This window comes from Acrocarpospora macrocephala (assembly GCF_009687865.1).
Lineage (GTDB): Bacteria > Actinomycetota > Actinomycetes > Streptosporangiales > Streptosporangiaceae > Acrocarpospora > Acrocarpospora macrocephala.
The window spans coordinates 55,383-72,739 of record NZ_BLAE01000034.1; the positions used below are offsets into that span (position 1 = coordinate 55,383).

Consider the following 17,357-nt stretch of genomic DNA (forward strand, 5'->3'; position numbering starts at 1 on the left):
GGAGCGTATGCACGGGTTTCCTCCTAAGGTCAGGGTGCATCCGGGCGCAACAATCTCCTAACTGCCAGTCAGGAACAACGGTGATGTACGGCCGAGGGCGGGCGAACTGGGCATTCGCCGCAAGGAGGGTGAACGGTTCAATTCCGTCCGTGCTAGTGGAGGCAGCGGGTGCGGTGCGTACCGAATATCCATCCGTGCAGGTCACAGGCCTGACTCAGGCGGCTCCGTTGCGCGCGGTCCCGGATTAGAAGTGCGGTCAGCCGAGGACTCGGGCGAACAGTTCGCGCCTGCTCCGCGTACCCGTCTTGAGGAAGATCGACTTGAGGTGGTCCTGCACCGTGTGCTGGGACAGGTGCAGCTGCGCGGCGGCCTGGCGGGTATCGGCTCCGTGCGCGAGCACCTGGAGGAGTTCGCCTTCACGGGCGCTGAGCGCGAAGGCTCGGCTGAAGATGTCCAGCCGTTCCGCCGGTGTGGCGTATTCGATGGTGACCGTGACGTCGCCGGAGCGCTCGGCGCCGCTGTCCCCGATTCGGGCGGCCCGCAGCGTGACCCAGACTCCCTGCGCCAGATGAACGCCGGCAGCCGGCGGATGGTCGTCGACGCCCTCCTCGAGAGCGACCAGTTGCGCGGCGACGTTGTAGGCGGCGGCGGGGACAGGGGATCGCTCCGCGGGGGTGGGCAGGAGCCGGCGTAGATAGTCGTGGGTCTGCCGCGTCTGGGCCCGGATCGTCAGTTCCGGTGAGAGCAGCAGCACCAGCGGGGTGCGCGGTTCGGTGTCCGCGGGACGGGCCGTGAACGTGGCGGCCTGGCAGTGGCGCAGCGCTTCGGTCACCGGCGGAGCGACCGTGGTGAGGAAGTCGGCGTCCGCGCTGGTGAACGGCGTCGCCGGCGTGGCTCGCCACAGGTCCAGGAAGCCCCAGCAGCCGAACCGGTCACGGAACACCATGGAGGCGACATCGACGATGCCGGCGGGGCCCAGCATGTCGCGCCACAGCAGGCTCTGCTCGCGCCGCCCGCCGGTGCCCTCGTACAGCAGCGCCACCGGTGGCTCACCCAGGCGGGTCCACCGGTTGACGGCGGTGACGTACTTGAGCTTGATCAATCGTGGCAGCTCATCGAGTAGCGGCACGTCGGCCAAGGGATCGCAGCCCACGCAGGTGCGCGGGTCGGTCAGTGCGAAGACGTAGGAGTCGAACTCGATCACGTGGCGCAGCTGGTCGAGCACCGCCGCGCGCAACTCCCGCGCTTGCGCCGCGCCGCGGCACAACCGCACGATGCGCTCACGGACTCGCTCGTGAGCGATCGACGTGGCCACGAGGCGAAGAGTACCCGCGAGGATCCCAGACTTCTGGGATACCCCCGGCCACGAGCGCGGGCCGATCCTTGGTCAGTCAGGTCCGCCGGAAGGAGAACATCGTGGTCACCTTGCACATCGAGCACGCGATCAGCGATTTCAGCACGTGGAAGCAGGCGTTCGATCAGTTCGCCGACATGCGCCGCAGCAGCGGTGTGCTGCGCCACCGCGTCCATCGCCCATCGGACGACGACCGCTACGTGCTCATCGATCTCGACTTCGACACCAGGGACGAAGCCACGAAATTTCTGGAATTCCTCACCACCCGGGTGTGGTCCACGCCCGCCAACGCGCCGGCGCTGGTCGGCACGCCCCACACCAGGCTTCTCCAGCTGGTCGAGCAATCGTGATCAACACGCCGCCCCCATGGGAATCCGGTGACCGGTGCGGAACAGATCGGCCGGGTCGTAGGCGCGCTTCACCTCGATCAGCCGCCGGAAGTCGTGGCCGGTGTACGCGTCGGCGGTTCGGCCGGTGTCGGACAGGAAGTTGAGGAAGACGCCCCCGCCGGCGTGCGGCGCCAGCGCCTCGGCGAGGCCGGGAAGCGGGGTGTCGGCGATGACCGAGAACCGGGTGTCGCGGTGGCTGACCGGACCGCCCGGCCTGGCCAGCGCGCCACCCCAGTGGCGCACCTCCACAGTGGCCTGCCGGCCCGCCTCGACCAGGGTGGCGAGCACCGCGTCCGGCAGGGCGGGGAACAGGTCGAGGTGGCGGGCGGCGGTGCCGCCCATCGCGGCCTGGCCGAACGGCATCGCGGCCATGGTGTCACCGGTCGCCGTGGCGAACAGTGGCCGCAGCGCGTCTGGCGCGCCCGTGCACATGGCCTTGATGATCACCCTCTCCGGGGTCAGCACCAGCGCCGTGCTCACCTCGTCGGGGGAGGTCGCGCACCAGTCGCGGTAGGCCGCCAGGGTCTCGGCCGCCCGCTCGACCGGGAACGTGGCCGTCCCCGCGTACACCTGGGAAACCGGATACAGGCGGAACTCCAGCGCGGTGACCACCCCGAAGCCGCCGCCACCCCCGCGCAGCGCCCAGAACAGGTCCGCGTGGTGATCCGGATCGGCGGTGATCAGCTGCCCGTCCGAGGTGACCACGTCGGCCCGAATCACGCTGTCGGCGGCGAAGCCGTACCGGCGGGACAGCCAGCCGAGCCCGCCGCCCAGGGTGTATCCGATCACGCCGACGTCGGGCGCGGACCCGGCCAGGGGCGCCAGACCGTACGGAGCGGCCGCCGCGATCACCTGGCCCCAGCGCGCGCCCGGCCCGACCCGGGCGACCCCGCGCTCAGGATCGACGCTGACCGCGTCCATCCGGGAGGTCCGGAGCAGCAGGACGCCGTCGTCGGCGGCCACGTGGGTGCCGTGGCCGGTGCTCTGCACGGTCAGCGCCAGGCCGAGCTGCCTGGCGGTGCGCACGGCGTCGGCCACATGCGCCGCGCTCCGCGCCTCGGCCACCAGGGCAGGGCGGGGGTCGAGGCCGGGGTTGAGCGTGCGGCGTGTCTCGTCATAGCCGGGATCGCCCGGGCCGAAATAGACACACCGCTCCATCACACGGAACATTTCAATTCTCCCCATATCCCAACGACGAACCAGGACCGTCGCTCTCGACACATTTACTCAGGCCGGTCCGACAAAATCGCGACGCCGCAGGTCAGCACCCGCCTGGACATCGTGGGAATAGGGTTCAACGACCACCGTCGCCGGTCGAATGGGCCCGCGGCGATCCCGAGAGTCGTACCAGGACGCGGGGCAGGTGCGGTGGCTGGCCGCCCAGGACGACTCCGCCCGGTCACCTGAAGGCGGCGAAGAACTCGCGGATGTCGCCGAGCAGCAGGTCGGGGGCCTCCATCGCGGCGAAGTGTCCGCCGCGGTCGAAGTCAGACCAGCGCACGACGTTGTTGACCTTCTCCTCATCTCGGCGCAGGGCGATGTCCTGGACGGTGAACAGCGCCACGGCCGTCGGCACGGGAGACGGCTCCTGCTCACCCCAGGCGTGCCCGTCCTCGTAGTAGAGGGCGGCCGAGGAGCCCGCTGTGCCGGTCAGCCAGTAGATCGTGACGTGGGTGAGCAGCAGATCGCGATTGATCGCCTCGTGCGGGAGCTCCTTGGCCAGGTCCGTCATGTCCCTGATCTTGTCGATGATCCAGGCGAGCTGGCCGGCGGGTGAGTCGGTCAGGCCGTAGGCGAGGGTCTGCGGCCGGGTGGACTGGATGGCGATATATCCGCCCGCCTCGTTCATGAACTCGTTCATCCGTCCCACCCTGGCGCGCTCGCGCTCGGTGAGCGTGGGATCGTCCTCGCCGACGCTGGGGTAGGTCGTGCCGCCGTTGACGTGCACCGCGACGACGTTGTCGGGGGCCTCCAGGCCCAGCGCGCGAGAGATCCCGCTGCCGAAGTCGCCGCCCTGGGCGCCGTACCTGTCGTAACCGAGCCTGCGCATGAGCTCGGCCCAGGCCGCGGCGACGCGCCGGGTCGTCCAGCCTGCCTCGCGGGTCGGGCCGGAGAACCCGAAGCCGGGGATGGAGGGGATGACCAGGTGGAAGTCCCGCGACAGCGGCTCGATCAGGTCGAGGAACTCCACGATCGAGCCGGGCCAGCCGTGGGTGAGGATCAGCGGCAGGGCGTCGGGGCTGTCGGAGCGTACATGGAGGAAGTGGATGTTCTCGCCGTCGATCTCAGTGGTGAACTGCGGGTAGGCGTTCAGCCTCGCTTCCCAGGCCCGCCAGTCGTAGCCGTCGGCCCAGTAGGCGGCCAGCTCCCGCAGATAGCCGACGGGGACGCCACGGCTCCAGCCCTGGCCGCCGATCTCGCTCGGCCAGCGCGTACGGGCGAGCCGGTCGCGCAGGTCATCCAGCTCTGCCTGGGGAATATCGATGCGAAGGGGGTGAATCTCGTTGTCCATGCCGGAGACGCTATGAGCCGCCTAGGCCAGGATGAGTCCTAGGTGTACGGCACATTGGATGACATGGTGGAAACCTCGGCTCGCCTGCTCCGACTGCTGTCGCTGTTGCAGACCCATCGCCAATGGTCGGGCGCCGAACTGGCCGATCGGCTCAGCGTGAGCCCGCGTACCGTCCGCCGCGACGTCGACCGGCTACGGGAACTCGGTTACACCGTGCACGCAGTCGCGGGGGTGTCGGGGTACCGGCTCGGCGCCGGGTCCGACCTGCCGCCGCTGCTGCTGGACGATGAGGAGGCGGTGGCGGTCGCCGTGGGGTTGCGTACTGCCGCGGGCGTGACCGGCATCGAGGACAGCTCGGCGCGAGCGCTGGCCAAACTGGAGCAAGTGCTGCCGTCCCGGCTGCGCCACCGCGTCCGCGCGCTGCAGTCGATGACCGTTCCCATGACGGCCGGCGGGCCCGCGGTCGATCCGGACACCCTGATCGCGGTCACGGCGGCCTGCCGCGACCACGAAACCCTGCGGTTCGACTACCGCACCCATGACGGAGGCCAGAGCAGACGCCTGGTGGAGCCGTACCGCCTCGTGGCCACCGGCCGCCGCTGGTACCTGGTCGCCTACGACACCGAGCGTGCGGACTGGCGCACTTTCCGCCTCGACCGGCTCACTCTCCACGTTCCCAACGGCCCGCGCTTCGTCCCGCGCGACCCGCCCGCCACCGACCTGGCCGGATACACCTCCCACGCGATATCGAGCGCGCCCTACCGATACCAGGGCCGCTTCACCATGCACGCGCCCGCCGCGGTCGTGGCCGAGCGCATCGCCCCGACGACAGGTACGGTCGAGCCCATCGACGCGGGGACGTGCGTGCTGACATGCGGCTCCAACTCGCTTGACGAGCTGGCCCTCTGGGTGGCACTGACGGGGGTGCCCTTCACCGTTCACGAGCCACCTGAGCTGATCGAGCACATCCGCGCGCTCACCACCCGACTCGCCGACGCCATCCCTGGTGGGCCGGAGATTCCGGCCCACCAGGGCAGGTCTTACGGGGCCGGGTAATCCGTGATGTACACCGGCGCACCGATCTTGGTCGTGTCGGCCGCGTCGCCCACGCCGTTGACGACGTGGTCGATGATTCCGGCGCTGAGGTTGACGGTCATGATGTGGTGCAGCTTGACGCCCGGGGTGTTGGGCACCTCGAAGCCGTTCTCGGTGTGGATCGACGGGTTGTTCTGGTTGAAGACGTAGACCCCACCGCCGTAGAGGAGGTGCCTCTTCACGCTCCTGCCGACCTTGTAGGCGGCATAGCCCTCGACGTCGCCGTCCATCCAGTCGGCCTGGGTCGGCGGGTCGTACGGCAGCTCGTTCTGGTAGAGGATCGTCGTGCCGTCCTCGCCGTTCCAGATGGTGTTGTGCCGCTGGAAGTGCTCGACGAACAGGCCGGTCGCGGTCACGTGGTCGCCGTTGATGATGGCGCCGTTGCGGCCGGTGTTGGTGTTCCACCGCTGGGTGTCGGTGAAGCCTTCGACACCGTGGTCGGCGCGCCACACCCAGGTGTGGTCGATGAGCACGTGGTCGCTGTTGACCTCGAGCGCGGTGTTGGTCCTGCCGACGTGCGGTCCGCCAATGCGGAAGTACACGTCGGACAGAGTCGTCGGGTTGTCCGCCGAGCTGTGGCTCCTCTTGTCCTTCTTGCCCACCTTCAGCAGAACCTGCGACTTCTTGAGACCCGCGTCGATGGTCACGCCGGCGACGATCACGCCGGGGACGTCGTCGACCTCGACCGGGGTCGAGGCGTTGACGGCGGTGAGCGTGGCGTGCCCGATGCCGAGGACGACCGTGTTCGCGCGCTTGATATCGATGCTCCGCTCGATGTCGTACACGCCGGGCGTGAGCAGCAGGTGCTTGCCGCGCTCGAGCTCTTTGTTGATGACCTTCACCGAATCGCCCGGCTTCGCGATGAAGAAGTCGCTGATCGGCAGCGTATAACCCGGGGTCATGCCGTTGGCCCACGTGATGCCACGTGTGCCCTGCTGGGCGGCGGGTACGCGGACGTTGTAATCGCCCTGCGCGTCGACGAACAGGTAGGGCTTCTCGCGGCTGACGGGAGTGGTCTCGAGGGTGGTGTAGGGAGGGCTCGGGAACCCGGCCTCGGACGGTGCGCCGACGACGCCCGAGAAGACCTGGTTCCACACCGCGTTCGACCAACCGGCGACCTCGCTGTTGCGGGTCAGCCACTGCTGTTGCGATCCGTTCGTGACGGACGGCAGCTTGGAGTCGGCGATGAAGCCCCCGCTGGCGTACTGCGGGCCGGCCGTGCAGTAGTCCATGAGCGACAGGTTGCCGCCGCTGATGTTGAGACGGCGCAGGGACACCGCCTGGGAGACGGCCCAGAAGTTCGCCGACGAGCGGCAGCCGTCCTGGCCGGCCGCGTTGATGTTGATCGACAGGTTGGACAGGGTGCGCCAGAAGTTGACCAGCGCGAGGCAGTTGCCGGTGCCGCCGTCCGCCAGGCAGCGGTTGTAGACCTCGACCTTGCCGTTGATGACGACGTCGGTGGGCGAGGCGCCCAGGCCGGCGATCTCGGTGTAGTAGCCGACCTTGATCTGGAGCGGCTGCTCGGCGGTGCCGTACGTGCCGGGCTTGAAGAGGTACGCGTGACGCGTGGTGCCCATCTCGTTGTCGACCTGAGCGGCGTGTTTCGCGTCGAGAGTCGCCTGGATCGAGCTGACGGGCATGCTCGGATCGAAGACGGTGACGTTCGGCCCGAAATCAGGAGCGCCATCGGATGCGGCGGTGGCGGGCGTGCCCGCCGTCATGACGGCGGTCGCGAGCACGAGACCGAACGTGAACGCCCGCCCGATCTGCCGGCGGCGGGGGCTCCGCCTCGTCACACTCCCGTCGCCGGGAGGCTTGGTCGTCATACGGTTCGTCCTTTCCGCTGCGCGTGCAGCGGTCATTTGGGGGGCTGAGACCCTTCGACGGGCGGCCGACACCGCCGGATCGCGAGAGCGCTCTCTCGAAGAAGGGCAATACTTGTATCAAGGACTGAAGGAATGGTTGAGATGTTTCTATCGCGTGAACTCGTCAGAGCACAAGTACACGAACGGTGGGCGGCAGCTACGGGCTTCCGGCAGCGAGATCACGATGTCCGGAGGGCGTCGGTGGGGTTGAGGCGCGCGGCCCGGCCGGCCGGGTAGAGGCCGGCCACGGCACCGATGACGAGCGTCGCCGCGAGGCCGCCCCAGACGCCGGTCACCGGTACCAGGGTCTGCCAGCCGCGCGACGTGGCGACGGCGTAGGTGACCGCGATGCCGAGTACCGCGCCGGCCACCCCGCCGAGTGCGGAGAGCAGCAGCGATTCGCTCAGGAACTGGGCGGCGATGTGCCGGCGGGCAGCGCCGAGTGCCCGCCGGAGGCCGATCTCGGTACGGCGTTCGAGCACCGAGATGACCATGACGTTGGCGATCCCGACGCCGCCGACGAGCAGCGCGATCGCGCCGAGGCCGAGGAGCAGCGAGGTGATGGAGTCGGCGACGAGCAGCCGGGATGCGAGCGCGTCGGAGGGCCGGCTGACATCGACGGTGTTCGGCTCGGCCGGGTTGGCCGCCCGGGCCAGCATGGTGGCGACCAGCGCGGTCCGGTCGGTGTCCGCCCGCACGTACAGGCGGGTTGGGTGGCCGTCGAAGCCGAAGTGCTCGGCGGCGACCGGCAGCCCGATGAGGGCGGCCCGGTCGACCTCCGGGGCGAGCTCGAGCGGGCGCAGCACCCCGGCGACGGTGAACCAGTGCCCGCCCAGCCAGACCCGGGTACCGGCGTCGACGCGGTCGATGCCGAGCTGGGACGCGGCGTCGTGGCCGAGCACCACGACCGGGTACCGGGTGGTGGCCTCGTTGAGGAAGACGCCGGTGGCCAGCTGCCCGTCGAGCGTGCCGAGGAGGGACGGGTCGGTGGCGCGGACCTCTATGCCACCGGTGCGGTAGGCGGGTACCCGGTCGGTCCGGAACACCTGTACCTGGGCCAGATCGGCCGTGGCGGTGACCCGCTGCACGCCGTCGGTCCGGGCGACACCGGTGGCGGCGTGCTCCGGCAACCGCGCCGCGTCACCGCCGACCCGCTGCCCGTTGGCCACGGTGAGAAGGTTGGTACCCAGCCGGTCGATGCGGGCCAGCAGGTCGGCCTGGCTTGAGCGGGTGATGCCGAGGACGCCGACGATGGCGGCGATGCCGATCGCGATGCCCAGTATGGACAGTGCGGCTCGCAGCGGGCGGCTGCGCATGCCGATGGTCGCCAGCGAGAGCAGGTCCGCGGCGCGTACCCGGGAGATCATTCGGTCCATCCGGTGTCGGCGACGATCCGGCCGTCGCGGAGGTCGACCCGGCGCGGGCAGGCCTCCGCGACGGTGGCGTCGTGCGTGATGACGAGCAGCGTCACGCCGTCGGAGTGCAGGTCCCGCAGCAGCGCGAGGATCTGCGCGCCGCTGACGCTGTCCAGATTGCCGGTCGGCTCGTCGGCGAGGATCAGCGCCGGCCAGCCGACCAGGGCTCGGGCGATGGCGACGCGCTGGCGCTCGCCGCCGGAGAGCTTGCCGGCCGGATGGCCCGCCCGGTGCGCCAGACCCACGCGGTCCAGGGCGGCCGCCGCTGCCCGTCGGCGCTCGTCCGCCGGTACGCCCCGGTAGAGCAGGCCGTTGGCCACATTGTCCACGGAGGACAGGTGGTCCATCAGGAAGAACTGCTGGAACACCACGCCCAGCGCGTACGCCCGGAGGCCGGAGAGCCGCCGGTCGGACAGGTTCTCGACGGCCTGCCCGGCGAGGCGGACCGAGCCGGTGGTCGGGCGGTCCAGGCCGGCGGCGAGGTTGAGCAGCGTGGTCTTGCCGGAGCCGGACGGGCCGACGACGGCCACCAGTTCGCCGGCGCGCACGGTCAGGTCGACCCCGCGCAGCGACTCGACCGGCGGCGTGCCGGGGTACGTCCGGCCGGCGTTCGCCAAGGAGAGCACGACGTCGCTCACGACACCGGCACCTCCACCCGCATGCCTTTGGTCAGCCCGTCGACCTCGACCGTGCCGGCGGCCTCGTCGAACAGGCCCGGCCGCACGGGTACGAGCCGCCGGCCGACGTCGTCGACGACGGCCACCTGATAGCCGCCGGACGCCCCGGCGAGCAGCGCGGTCACCGGCACCAGCAGGACGTCGCGCCGCCGCGCGGTGGTGATCGCGACCTGCACCGGCGCCTGGTCGAGCCTCGGCGCGCCGGTCGGCAGCTGCACGGTGACGACCATGGGTACCGTCGCCGGCCCCGGGCCTTGGCTGGGCGGCGTCGCCACGGTCCCGATCTCCCGGACCGTCCCGGTGAGCGGCTCGGCCAGGCCTGGGACGGTGACCAGGACCGGATCGCCGGGGTGGACCGTCGTCTGCCGGTCGGCGGTGAGCGCGACCCGCACCACCCGGGCGGTCGCGGTCGCCGCCAGCACCGGCGCGCCCGGGCGCACCGACGTGCCGACCTCGGCGAGGGCCTGCCCGACACGGATGGCGCGGGGCAGGAAGACGACCTGCCCGAGCCCCAGCCGCCCGGTCCGCTGCGCCACTGGCAGGCCGCGGGCCGCCTGCCAGCGGCGGATCGCGCTCGCCGTGGCGTAGCTGAAGTGCCGATCGACCGTGATGCGGCGCCAGGGGTCCATGCCGAGCTTGACGAGGTTCCGTTCCAGTTGCAGGACGTCGGCGCCGTCGGTCATGCCGACGGTGAAATCCCGGTACGCCGGTGTGGTCCCGTACAGCAGGATCGCCGGCACGCCGGCCACCGCGTACAGGTCGGCGCCGCGGATCACCGCGGTCCCGGGCGCCGGCACGGCGGTGACCACGCCGCTGGGCCCGTGGTTGACGACGGTGTACGCCCTGTCGAAGCCGAGCACCCCGGCAACCTGGACGCGGGCCGCCACGTCGCCACGGGTCACCGGGGCCGTCGTCGTGCGCACCTGCGGCCCGGCGACCGGTGCGGCCGACGGTGCCCGGGTGACCGCCCAGCCGGCCACGCCCGCCGCGGCGAGCAATGCGCCGGCGGCCACCCACCACCGGATCCTCATGAGACCCGGAACCCGCGGTCCCAGTGCTGCTTACACGCATTCTGGGCGGCGCGGGAGCGATCGGACTTGGCATCCGCCTGGAGCGGCGTACCGATGATCGGGAAGCTGCCGTCCGCCTTCGGGTCGGGCCAGCCGGTGATCCCGTGGTCACGCAGGCACTGGGCGAACTGCTTCAGCTTCTCCAGGTCGGCCGCGCTGGGGGCCGCGTTGGCGTCGCCGAGCGCCCGGAGCTGGTCCTGGATCGCCTTGCACTCGGGTACCTCGCTCACCGCGCGGCTCTGCTCTTGGACCTCGGGCCCCCAGTCCCCGTACTTCAGCTTGGTGCCGTCGATCACGGGATCGGGGAAGCTCGGGTACCCGTGGTCGCGCCCGCACTGCGCGAAACGGCGGCCGATCTCCAGCGCCTGCTGGGCGTCGGCGCTCGCCCCGGGAGACGCGCCGGGGGAACCCGTGCCGCCGGACGCGCAGGCGGCCAGGCCACCGGCCAGCACGGCGGATACGACGAAAGCTCGGTAAGTCATGGCTCACAGGTTGCCGTTCGGGGCCAGCCCTCGCGTCTGCCCGCGGGCCGATCTCCGGGTCTGTCGTGAGACAGATGTCGCGCCGCTGCCGCGCACGTACGCTGGGGCGATGCAGCCGACGACGCTTCGCGTGACGGCGCGTCGGCTCTGGCTCGACGCGACGCTGATCCTCCTGCTCGCCGCCGCCACCCTGCTCTGGAGCGACTCCCTGCTCATGTTCGGCAAGCCGGACGAAAAGCTGCTCGTCACGTTCGGATCGGTCGACGCCTGGCGCACCCACGTGATCTGGTGGTGTCTGGCCGGGGTGCCCGCGGCCGTCGCGATCGTCCTGCGGCACCGCTGGCCGCTCACCGCCACGCTCATGGCCGCCGGCTCGGTGGGCGCCCACCTGCTCGACCCGGTCATGAAGTCCCCGCCGATGGACATCGCCGTGCTGATCACCATGTACACCTTGGCCGGCTCGGCCCATACCCGCCGGAACGTCATCGCCGTCCTGGTCGCCGCCGAGGCGGTCCTGTTCGCCGGGTGCCTGAAAAACGTGATGGACGCCATCGTGCCGGGGCAGGCGCTGTCCATCCTGCTGAACGCGACGAAGGCGGCGGCCGTACCCGCCCTGCTGCTCGCCGCCACCTGGGCGGTCGCCGACAGCGCACGGACCCGGCGCGCCCACCTGGCCACCCTGCAGGCCCGCGCCGACGACCTCGAACGCGAGCAACAGCAGCGCACCGCGCTCGCGGTCGCCGCCGAGCGCAGCCGGATCACCCGCGAGCTGCACGACGTCGTGGCGCATGGCCTGTCCGTGATGGTCGTCCAGGCACAGGGTGCCAAAGCCATACTCGCCCGGCAACCGGAGCGCACCGAGGCCGCGCTGACCAACATCGTCACCACCGGCCGCGCCTCGCTCGCCGAGATGCGCCGGCTGCTCGGCCTGGTGCGCACCGAGCCGCGCGCCGAACTGGAACCCCAACCGAGCCTCGCCAGGCTGCCCGAGCTGGTCGACCGGGTACGCGACAGCGGCACGCCGGTCGACTTCCGGGTCACCGGCGAGCCGGCGACGCTGCCGGCCGTCATCGAGCTGGCGGCCTACCGCATCGTGCAAGAGGCACTCACGAACACGCTCAAGCACGCGACCCCGGGCGCCGGCTGCACGGTCGCGCTCGACTTCGGCCCCGCCGGCCTGGACATCCGGATCGCGGACAGCGGCGAGCCGGTCCCGCCGCCGTTACCCGGCAACGGGCTGCGCGGCATCACCGAGCGGGTCCATGCCCTCGGCGGTGACCTTTGGGCCGGCCCGGCCGCGGGCGGCGGCTTCGAAGTCTCGGCGCGGCTCCCGGTCGCCGTCGGCACATCCCCGGAGCTGGTCGCGTGATCCGCGTCGTGATCGCCGACGACCAGGCCCTCGTCCGGGCCGGCTTCCGCATGATCCTCGACGGTACCGACGACATGACCGTGGTGGGCGAGGCCGCCGACGGGCTGCGGGCCCTGACCGTGGCCGCCGAGACCCGGCCGGACGTGGTGCTCATGGACGTACGCATGCCCGGCATCGACGGCATCGAGGCGACCCGCCGGCTCCGCGCCGCACACCCGCCGGACGAGCCGCCACACGTGATCATCCTGACCACGTTCGACCTCGACGAGTACGTCTACGCGGGGCTCCGCGCGGGCGCGGCCGGGTTCCTGCTCAAGGACTCGCTCGACGGCGAGCTGCTGCAGGCCGTACGCGCCGTCGCCGGCGGGCACAACGTCGCCGCGCCGACCGTCACCCGCCGGCTGGTCCAGCACTTCGTCGCCACCGGCCCGCGGCTCGCCGACACCACACCACTCAACGCGCTCACCGCCCGCGAGCGCGACGTGCTCAAGCTCATCGCCGAAGGGCTGTCCAACCAGGAGATCGCCGGCCGACTGGTGATCACCGAGGGCACGGTCAAGACCCACGTCAGCCGGATCCTGGCCAAGCTGGGGCTGCGCGACCGCATCCACGCCGTCATCTGCGCGTACCAGAGCGGCATAGCGTGACGAGGATGCCCGCCCGCCAGTCGCCGGCGGGGGGCGAAGCGAAATGCATTGGTGGCCGCGCGGTATGTGCTGGCATCCTGCTCGCATGCTGATCAGGGAAGCCACCGCTGAGGACTGGCCTGCCATTTGGCCCTTCTTCCACAAGATCGTCGCTGAAGGCGAGACCTTCACCTATCCGATCGATCTCGGCGAGGAGCAGGGCCGCGACTGGTGGCTTCTGTCAGCCCCGAACCGGACGGTGGTCGCTGTCGACGATGCCGGGGCGGTCCTGGGTACGGCGAAGATGAACAACAACAGCTGGGGCAATGGCTCGCATATCGCGAGCGCCAGCTACATGGTCGACCCGGCGCGCTCCGGGCGGGGCATAGGCCGAGCGCTGTGCGAGTACACGCTGGAGTGGGCGCGGGCGGCGGGCTTCCGCGCGATGCAGTTCAACGCGGTCGTGGAGACCAATGTGTACGCGGTGAAGCTGTACCGGTCGCTCGGCTTCGACGTGCTGGGCACACTGCCGGAGGGCTTCCGGCACCCGTCGAAGGGCTACGTCGGGCTGCACATCATGCACCGAGCGCTCTGAGCCGCGAAATCAGGTTGGAGCCCGTGCGCGAGTTGTGACAGCGCGCCCCTCACCGCGACGCTTCGGCGGACGCACCCATTCCCCGTGACTCGGCGACGGCAGCCGCCGCGCGTACCAGTGCGGCCACGCCGCGGCTGCGGGAGCGCTCCGGCCAGGCGATGACCAGCGAGGCGGGAGGGCAGTCCTCGACGGGGACGTAGGCCACCGCCTGCCGGGGGTATCTCGCGGCGACCGACCTCGGAAGCAGGGTCATCGTCGTGCCGAGGCCGATGAGCGCGAGCAGCTGCGCGAGGTCGTGCACGCCCTGGTCGCCGATGTCGCGCTCCGCCCGTTCGCCGACCTCCTCGGGGCCGATTCCGAGGTCGGCGAGCCGTAGCCGGGAGGCCCCGGCGAGGGCATGGTCCGCGGGCAGCGCCGCTACGCGAGGCTCGACCGCGACGACATCCGCGTCGATGCCGCCCGGGTCGTAGGGCTCGAACATGAGCGCGGCATCGGCCTCACCCGTCCGCAGCAGCCGCGTGTGCTCCCGCCAGCCGCACAGGCGCACGGCGACGGGCTCGGCATCGGGCTCGGCGGCCGCTGCGGCCAGGATGTCTTCCAGCAGGCCGCCGTCGGCATCCGCCTTGACGGCGAGCAGCACGCTGCGATGCGGTGCCGAGGCACGCATGGCACGGCGGGCCGCCGCGTCGAGAGCCTCGAGGGCGGGCCGCGCATGAGCCAGCAGCACCGTGCCGGGCTCGGTCAGCTCCACCACTCGCGTGGAGCGCTCGAACAGGCGCACGCCGAGCTCCGCCTCGAGCTTGCGGATCGCTCGCGACAGCGCGGGGGCGGCGATGCCGAGCCGTCCTGCGGCGCGCGTGAAGCTGCGTTCCTCCGCCACCGCGACGAAGTACCGCAAGGGCCGGGACTCCGCTGCCATGCCCCCACACTATTGCCTGATCGGCATAGCGATTGATGCCTTTCCGGTCATAGTCGGTGCCGGATCGGTCGTTCCTCGAGACCTCGCCTCTCCCGCAGGCTGGTGCGGCAGTAAGGCCCACCGTGGAATGGAGAGAGCATGCGAGCAATCGTCATCGAGCGCTTCGGCGGCACCCCGGGGCTCAAGGAGCTGCCTGTGCCCGAGCCCGCCGGCGGCCAGGTGCAAGTCGCCATCGAGGCGGCGGCGACCAACCCGCTGGACCTGGCCATCGCCTCCGGGTCGCTGGCGGCGTTGGGGGAGTACCGGTTTCCGCTCACGCTCGGAATGGACGGCGCCGGCACCGTGACCGCGATCGGCGATGGCGTCACGGAGTTCCGGGTGGGGGATCGCGTCTTCGGCCAGTTCTGGAGCCAGCCGCTGCAGTTCGGCACCTTCGCGGAGGTCTGCGTGGTGCAGGCCGCGCCCGCGTTCGGCGCGCTGGCGGCCACCCCCGACGAGCTGCCGAGCCACGTGGCCGCCGCGCTGCCGACCGCCGGTATGACCGCGCTCGGTGCGATCGACCACACGCGGGTGCCCGACGGCGGCACGCTGGTCGTCATCGGCGCGACGGGAGGCGTCGGCACCTTCGCGGTGCAGGCCGCCGCGGCCCGCGGAATCCGGGTCATCGCGACGGCCTCCGCCCAGGTCGCCGAGCAGGTGCGAGGACTCGGCGCCGTCGAGATCGTCGTCCGCGGCGCGGAGCCCCTCGACCTGGCCCTGCGGAGGCTCGCGCCCGAGGGCGTCGACGCGATCCTGGACGTCGTCGGCGACCAGTCCATCGTGAGCAGCGTGGCCGGCGCCGTGCGGGACGGCGGGGCGCTGTTCTCGACCGCCTTCGGCCTCGACGGGAAGCTCCTCGCCGACGAGCGCATCCGCACCGCGAACTACCGGCTCGATCGCAAGCCCGAGCGGCTCGCCGAGCTCGCGAGGCTCGTCACCGCAGGCACCATCCGGCCTGTCATCGGCGCGAAGCTCCCCATCGAGGAGGCGCCGCGAGCCCTCATCGGCGACGTCGAGGTCATGGGGCTGCGCGGCAAGACCGTGCTGCACGTGCGCTGACTGGCGGCCAACCGTAGAGGATCTTGTCGTTGGCGGAGTTCCTCTTCCCGGGGGTTGGTGAAAGGCGACCAACCTTGAATTCTTAGCGAGTTTCTCTGGGGATCCGCTCGGGAAACGTATTACCACGGCCTCGACAAGGCTCTGGCGGATCACGGGGGGATCATGACCCATTTCATCGTATGCTGCGATGGCACCTGGAATACTCCGGAGATCGAGTCGGTCACCAATGTTTGCCGGCTTTATAACGCTCTCACCGAGACGAGCGTGGACGGCGACCGCCAATTGGCTTACTACCAGCCCGGCGTGGGCACTCTGCGCAACAGGCTGCTGGGAGGAGCTTTCGGGCTTGGTCTGTCCGACAATGTGATGGACGCCTACCTCTGGCTGACCACGCGATACGCCCCGGGAGATCGCATCTCATTGTTCGGATTCAGCCGCGGTGCCTACACGGCCCGAAGCCTCGCCGGGATGATATCGGCGTGCGGGCTAATCGACACCACCAAGGTGGACGAGGAAAAGCTCTGGCCTCAGATCAAAGATCTGTACAACCGCGGTTACCGGCAAAAGAAGCGCGACCCCCTAGGTCGTGAATGGCGGCACGGACTCGCCTTTTGCTGGGACCCGGACGATTACGACCAGATTCCAATACAATTCATCGGGGTGTGGGACACCGTCGGCGCGCTCGGTATTCCAGCCTACATGGGCTGGCTCAGCCTTCTGGACCCATTGCATCGGCACGACTTTCACGACATGCGGCTCAACCCGTATATCAAGCACGGTCGCCACGCCGTGGCCATGGACGAGCGCCGCAGTCCCTATACACCCGCGCTGTGGTCGGAGCCGTACGGGACCGAACAGGTCGTCAAGCAGGTGTGGTTCCCCGGTAGCCACATGGACGTCGGTGGTGGTCATCTTCAGCGGGGATTGAGCGACTGCTCACTGCGGTGGATGATCGACGAAGCGCGCGAGGCGGTCGGTATCGGTTTCTACAAGACGACCGTGGAAGACCAGATCACTCCCAATCCGCTCGACGTTCTGCACAACGACGACCACGGCGTGGTCGGCGTCCTCGAACCCTTGGTCGACCCGCAACTCGGGCCGCTGCTCGAGATCTTCGAGCAGCCGCGGCCGCGTGCCGTGCCCAAAATCGACCCGGACGCAACGATCCCGCTGATTCACCAGTCGGTATACGACCGATACCAGACTCCACCGATCACCAGCGGGCCCTACCGGGCTACCCAGGTGCTTGCTCCTGGTCAGAGCAGGACGATCGAGGTGTTCGCCCACGAGCCGTGGAATGAGACAGGGCTCTACCTCGAATTCGGCGACTATCACTTCATGGCCGAGGGCCAGTGGCGCGACGCTGACATCCTGTCTGGTCCCGCCGGTACCACGGGCCTGCGCCGCTTCAACCCCTTGGTCGAGAGGCTCCGGCTCGTGGGCACACTGCTGGGCCAGGGCGAGAAGCTGTTCCGGCTTGTAACGGGGAACAAGGTGGCGGACTTCATCGGCTCGCGCCGGGAGGAGGACATGCCGTGGATGTCGCTTGTCGGCGTCGTCGCCAACGATGCGATATCCGTCGACGGTGAGTTCAAGTCCCACGAGCGCATCGCCGTCGGCGCCGGCACATCCTGCCGGGTGACCAGGAGCGGGTATCTGTACGCCTTCGCCAACGACGCCTGGGGTTTCTACGGGAACAACCGAGGCAGCGTGCACCTCACCGTGACCAGAATGCCTTCCGAGGCCGGTCCCGCTCGCACCCGGCGAGAACGGAGTCAACAGCAAGCCGTACCCGCCGGTAAAGAGAGAACACCTTCGGGAAATCGCCAAGCGGAGTTGGCCGGTGCAGGCCGAGGACGTCGTGCCGGTAAGCAAGGGTAGCTTGCGGCTG

16 protein-coding genes are annotated in these 17,357 nt (G+C 70.2%); 7 read left to right on the top strand and 9 right to left on the bottom strand.

The annotated features are described in order from the left end of the window. Positions 1 to 256: 256 nt before the first annotated feature. Positions 257 to 1,315 carry a helix-turn-helix transcriptional regulator gene (locus Amac_RS27745; RefSeq protein WP_218041313.1) on the bottom strand — a complete coding sequence of 353 codons (1,059 nt, stop codon included), beginning with the start codon at positions 1,313 to 1,315 and terminating at the stop codon, positions 257 to 259. 101 nt (positions 1,316 to 1,416) lie between these two features. Here Amac_RS27745 and Amac_RS27750 point away from each other — a divergent pair, with 101 nt between their 5' ends. Then, positions 1,417 to 1,704, top strand: a complete 288-nt coding sequence (locus Amac_RS27750) for a hypothetical protein (RefSeq protein ID WP_155357356.1) — start codon at positions 1,417 to 1,419, stop codon at positions 1,702 to 1,704. Here the strand turns inward: Amac_RS27750 and Amac_RS27755 are convergent, their stop codons facing one another. Both Amac_RS27755 and Amac_RS27760 read right to left on the bottom strand, forming a co-directional pair. Then, positions 1,705 to 2,913 (bottom strand): FAD-binding oxidoreductase, encoded by a 1,209-nt coding sequence (locus Amac_RS27755; RefSeq protein WP_246268738.1) that lies wholly within the window; start codon positions 2,911 to 2,913, stop codon positions 1,705 to 1,707. Positions 2,914 to 3,142: 229 nt separating this feature from the next. Then, the gene (locus Amac_RS27760) at positions 3,143 to 4,255 is read right to left on the bottom strand and encodes an epoxide hydrolase family protein (RefSeq protein ID WP_155357358.1); all 1,113 of its coding nucleotides are present in this window, start codon (positions 4,253 to 4,255) and stop codon (positions 3,143 to 3,145) included. 63 nt (positions 4,256 to 4,318) lie between these two features. Between Amac_RS27760 and Amac_RS27765 the strand changes: the two genes are divergently transcribed. Then, the gene (locus tag Amac_RS27765; RefSeq protein ID WP_155357359.1) at positions 4,319 to 5,311 is read left to right on the top strand and encodes a helix-turn-helix transcriptional regulator; all 993 of its coding nucleotides are present in this window, start codon (positions 4,319 to 4,321) and stop codon (positions 5,309 to 5,311) included. Here the strand turns inward: Amac_RS27765 and Amac_RS27770 are convergent. The 5 genes from Amac_RS27770 to Amac_RS27790 form a co-directional block, all read right to left on the bottom strand. Then, positions 5,296 to 7,176: a pectate lyase-like domain-containing protein gene (locus Amac_RS27770; protein ID WP_218041314.1), complete on the bottom strand. Its 1,881-nt coding sequence runs from the start codon at positions 7,174 to 7,176 to the stop codon at positions 5,296 to 5,298. The two genes, Amac_RS27765 and Amac_RS27770, sit on opposite strands and share 16 nt — an antisense overlap. A gap of 218 nt (positions 7,177 to 7,394) precedes the next feature. Further along, positions 7,395 to 8,591 (bottom strand): ABC transporter permease, encoded by a 1,197-nt coding sequence (locus Amac_RS27775; protein WP_218041315.1) that lies wholly within the window; start codon positions 8,589 to 8,591, stop codon positions 7,395 to 7,397. Beyond that, positions 8,579 to 9,268: an ABC transporter ATP-binding protein gene (locus Amac_RS27780; protein ID WP_246268740.1), complete on the bottom strand. Its 690-nt coding sequence runs from the start codon at positions 9,266 to 9,268 to the stop codon at positions 8,579 to 8,581. The genes Amac_RS27775 and Amac_RS27780 overlap by 13 nt, the downstream gene beginning before the upstream one ends. Continuing rightward, positions 9,265 to 10,338 carry a peptidoglycan-binding protein gene (locus Amac_RS27785; protein ID WP_155357360.1) on the bottom strand — a complete coding sequence of 358 codons (1,074 nt, stop codon included), beginning with the start codon at positions 10,336 to 10,338 and terminating at the stop codon, positions 9,265 to 9,267. Before Amac_RS27785 ends, Amac_RS27780 begins: the two co-directional genes overlap by 4 nt. Further along, positions 10,335 to 10,859, bottom strand: a complete 525-nt coding sequence (locus Amac_RS27790; RefSeq protein WP_155357361.1) for a hypothetical protein — start codon at positions 10,857 to 10,859, stop codon at positions 10,335 to 10,337. Before Amac_RS27790 ends, Amac_RS27785 begins: the two co-directional genes overlap by 4 nt. 109 nt (positions 10,860 to 10,968) lie before the next feature. Between Amac_RS27790 and Amac_RS27795 the strand changes: the two genes are divergently transcribed. The 3 genes from Amac_RS27795 (at position 10,969) to Amac_RS27805 (ending at position 13,449) form a co-directional block, all read left to right on the top strand. Then, positions 10,969 to 12,228 (top strand): sensor histidine kinase, encoded by a 1,260-nt coding sequence (locus Amac_RS27795; RefSeq protein ID WP_170322685.1) that lies wholly within the window; start codon positions 10,969 to 10,971, stop codon positions 12,226 to 12,228. Beyond that, positions 12,225 to 12,875 carry a response regulator gene (locus tag Amac_RS27800; protein ID WP_155357363.1) on the top strand — a complete coding sequence of 217 codons (651 nt, stop codon included), beginning with the start codon at positions 12,225 to 12,227 and terminating at the stop codon, positions 12,873 to 12,875. Before Amac_RS27795 ends, Amac_RS27800 begins: the two co-directional genes overlap by 4 nt. Positions 12,876 to 12,960: 85 nt before the next feature. Continuing rightward, entirely contained in the window at positions 12,961 to 13,449 is a 489-nt protein-coding gene (locus Amac_RS27805) for a GNAT family N-acetyltransferase (protein ID WP_155357364.1), read from the top strand. A 49-nt stretch (positions 13,450 to 13,498) separates the two neighbouring features. Here Amac_RS27805 and Amac_RS27810 read toward each other — a convergent pair whose 3' ends face one another. Further along, positions 13,499 to 14,368, bottom strand: coding sequence for a LysR family transcriptional regulator (locus tag Amac_RS27810; RefSeq protein WP_155357365.1), 870 nt, complete (start codon positions 14,366 to 14,368; stop codon positions 13,499 to 13,501). Between the two features lie 138 nt (positions 14,369 to 14,506). Between Amac_RS27810 and Amac_RS27815 the strand changes: the two genes are divergently transcribed. Both Amac_RS27815 and Amac_RS27820 read left to right on the top strand, forming a co-directional pair. Continuing rightward, positions 14,507 to 15,466, top strand: coding sequence for an NADP-dependent oxidoreductase (locus Amac_RS27815; RefSeq protein WP_155357366.1), 960 nt, complete (start codon positions 14,507 to 14,509; stop codon positions 15,464 to 15,466). 162 nt (positions 15,467 to 15,628) lie between these two features. Further along, positions 15,629 to 17,347: a T6SS phospholipase effector Tle1-like catalytic domain-containing protein gene (locus tag Amac_RS27820; protein ID WP_155357367.1), complete on the top strand. Its 1,719-nt coding sequence runs from the start codon at positions 15,629 to 15,631 to the stop codon at positions 17,345 to 17,347. Positions 17,348 to 17,357 lie beyond the last annotated feature (10 nt).

What these genes read in the sequence shown, in the direction of transcription:
- Amac_RS27765 (WP_155357359.1), top strand. Translation starts at nt 4,319, where the DNA reads ATGGTGGAAACCTCGGCTCGCCTGCTCCGACTGCTGTCGCTGTTGCAG.
- Amac_RS27775 (WP_218041315.1), bottom strand. Translation starts at nt 8,591, where the DNA reads ATGGACCGAATGATCTCCCGGGTACGCGCCGCGGACCTGCTCTCGCTG.
- Amac_RS27760 (WP_155357358.1), bottom strand. Translation starts at nt 4,255, where the DNA reads ATGGACAACGAGATTCACCCCCTTCGCATCGATATTCCCCAGGCAGAG.
- Amac_RS27770 (WP_218041314.1), bottom strand. Translation starts at nt 7,176, where the DNA reads ATGACGACCAAGCCTCCCGGCGACGGGAGTGTGACGAGGCGGAGCCCC.
- Amac_RS27790 (WP_155357361.1), bottom strand. Translation starts at nt 10,859, where the DNA reads ATGACTTACCGAGCTTTCGTCGTATCCGCCGTGCTGGCCGGTGGCCTG.
- Amac_RS27820 (WP_155357367.1), top strand. Translation starts at nt 15,629, where the DNA reads ATGACCCATTTCATCGTATGCTGCGATGGCACCTGGAATACTCCGGAG.
- Amac_RS27785 (WP_155357360.1), bottom strand. Translation starts at nt 10,338, where the DNA reads ATGAGGATCCGGTGGTGGGTGGCCGCCGGCGCATTGCTCGCCGCGGCG.
- Amac_RS27805 (WP_155357364.1), top strand. Translation starts at nt 12,961, where the DNA reads ATGCTGATCAGGGAAGCCACCGCTGAGGACTGGCCTGCCATTTGGCCC.
- Amac_RS27810 (WP_155357365.1), bottom strand. Translation starts at nt 14,368, where the DNA reads ATGGCAGCGGAGTCCCGGCCCTTGCGGTACTTCGTCGCGGTGGCGGAG.
- Amac_RS27755 (WP_246268738.1), bottom strand. Translation starts at nt 2,913, where the DNA reads ATGTTCCGTGTGATGGAGCGGTGTGTCTATTTCGGCCCGGGCGATCCC.
- Amac_RS27815 (WP_155357366.1), top strand. Translation starts at nt 14,507, where the DNA reads ATGCGAGCAATCGTCATCGAGCGCTTCGGCGGCACCCCGGGGCTCAAG.
- Amac_RS27795 (WP_170322685.1), top strand. Translation starts at nt 10,969, where the DNA reads ATGCAGCCGACGACGCTTCGCGTGACGGCGCGTCGGCTCTGGCTCGAC.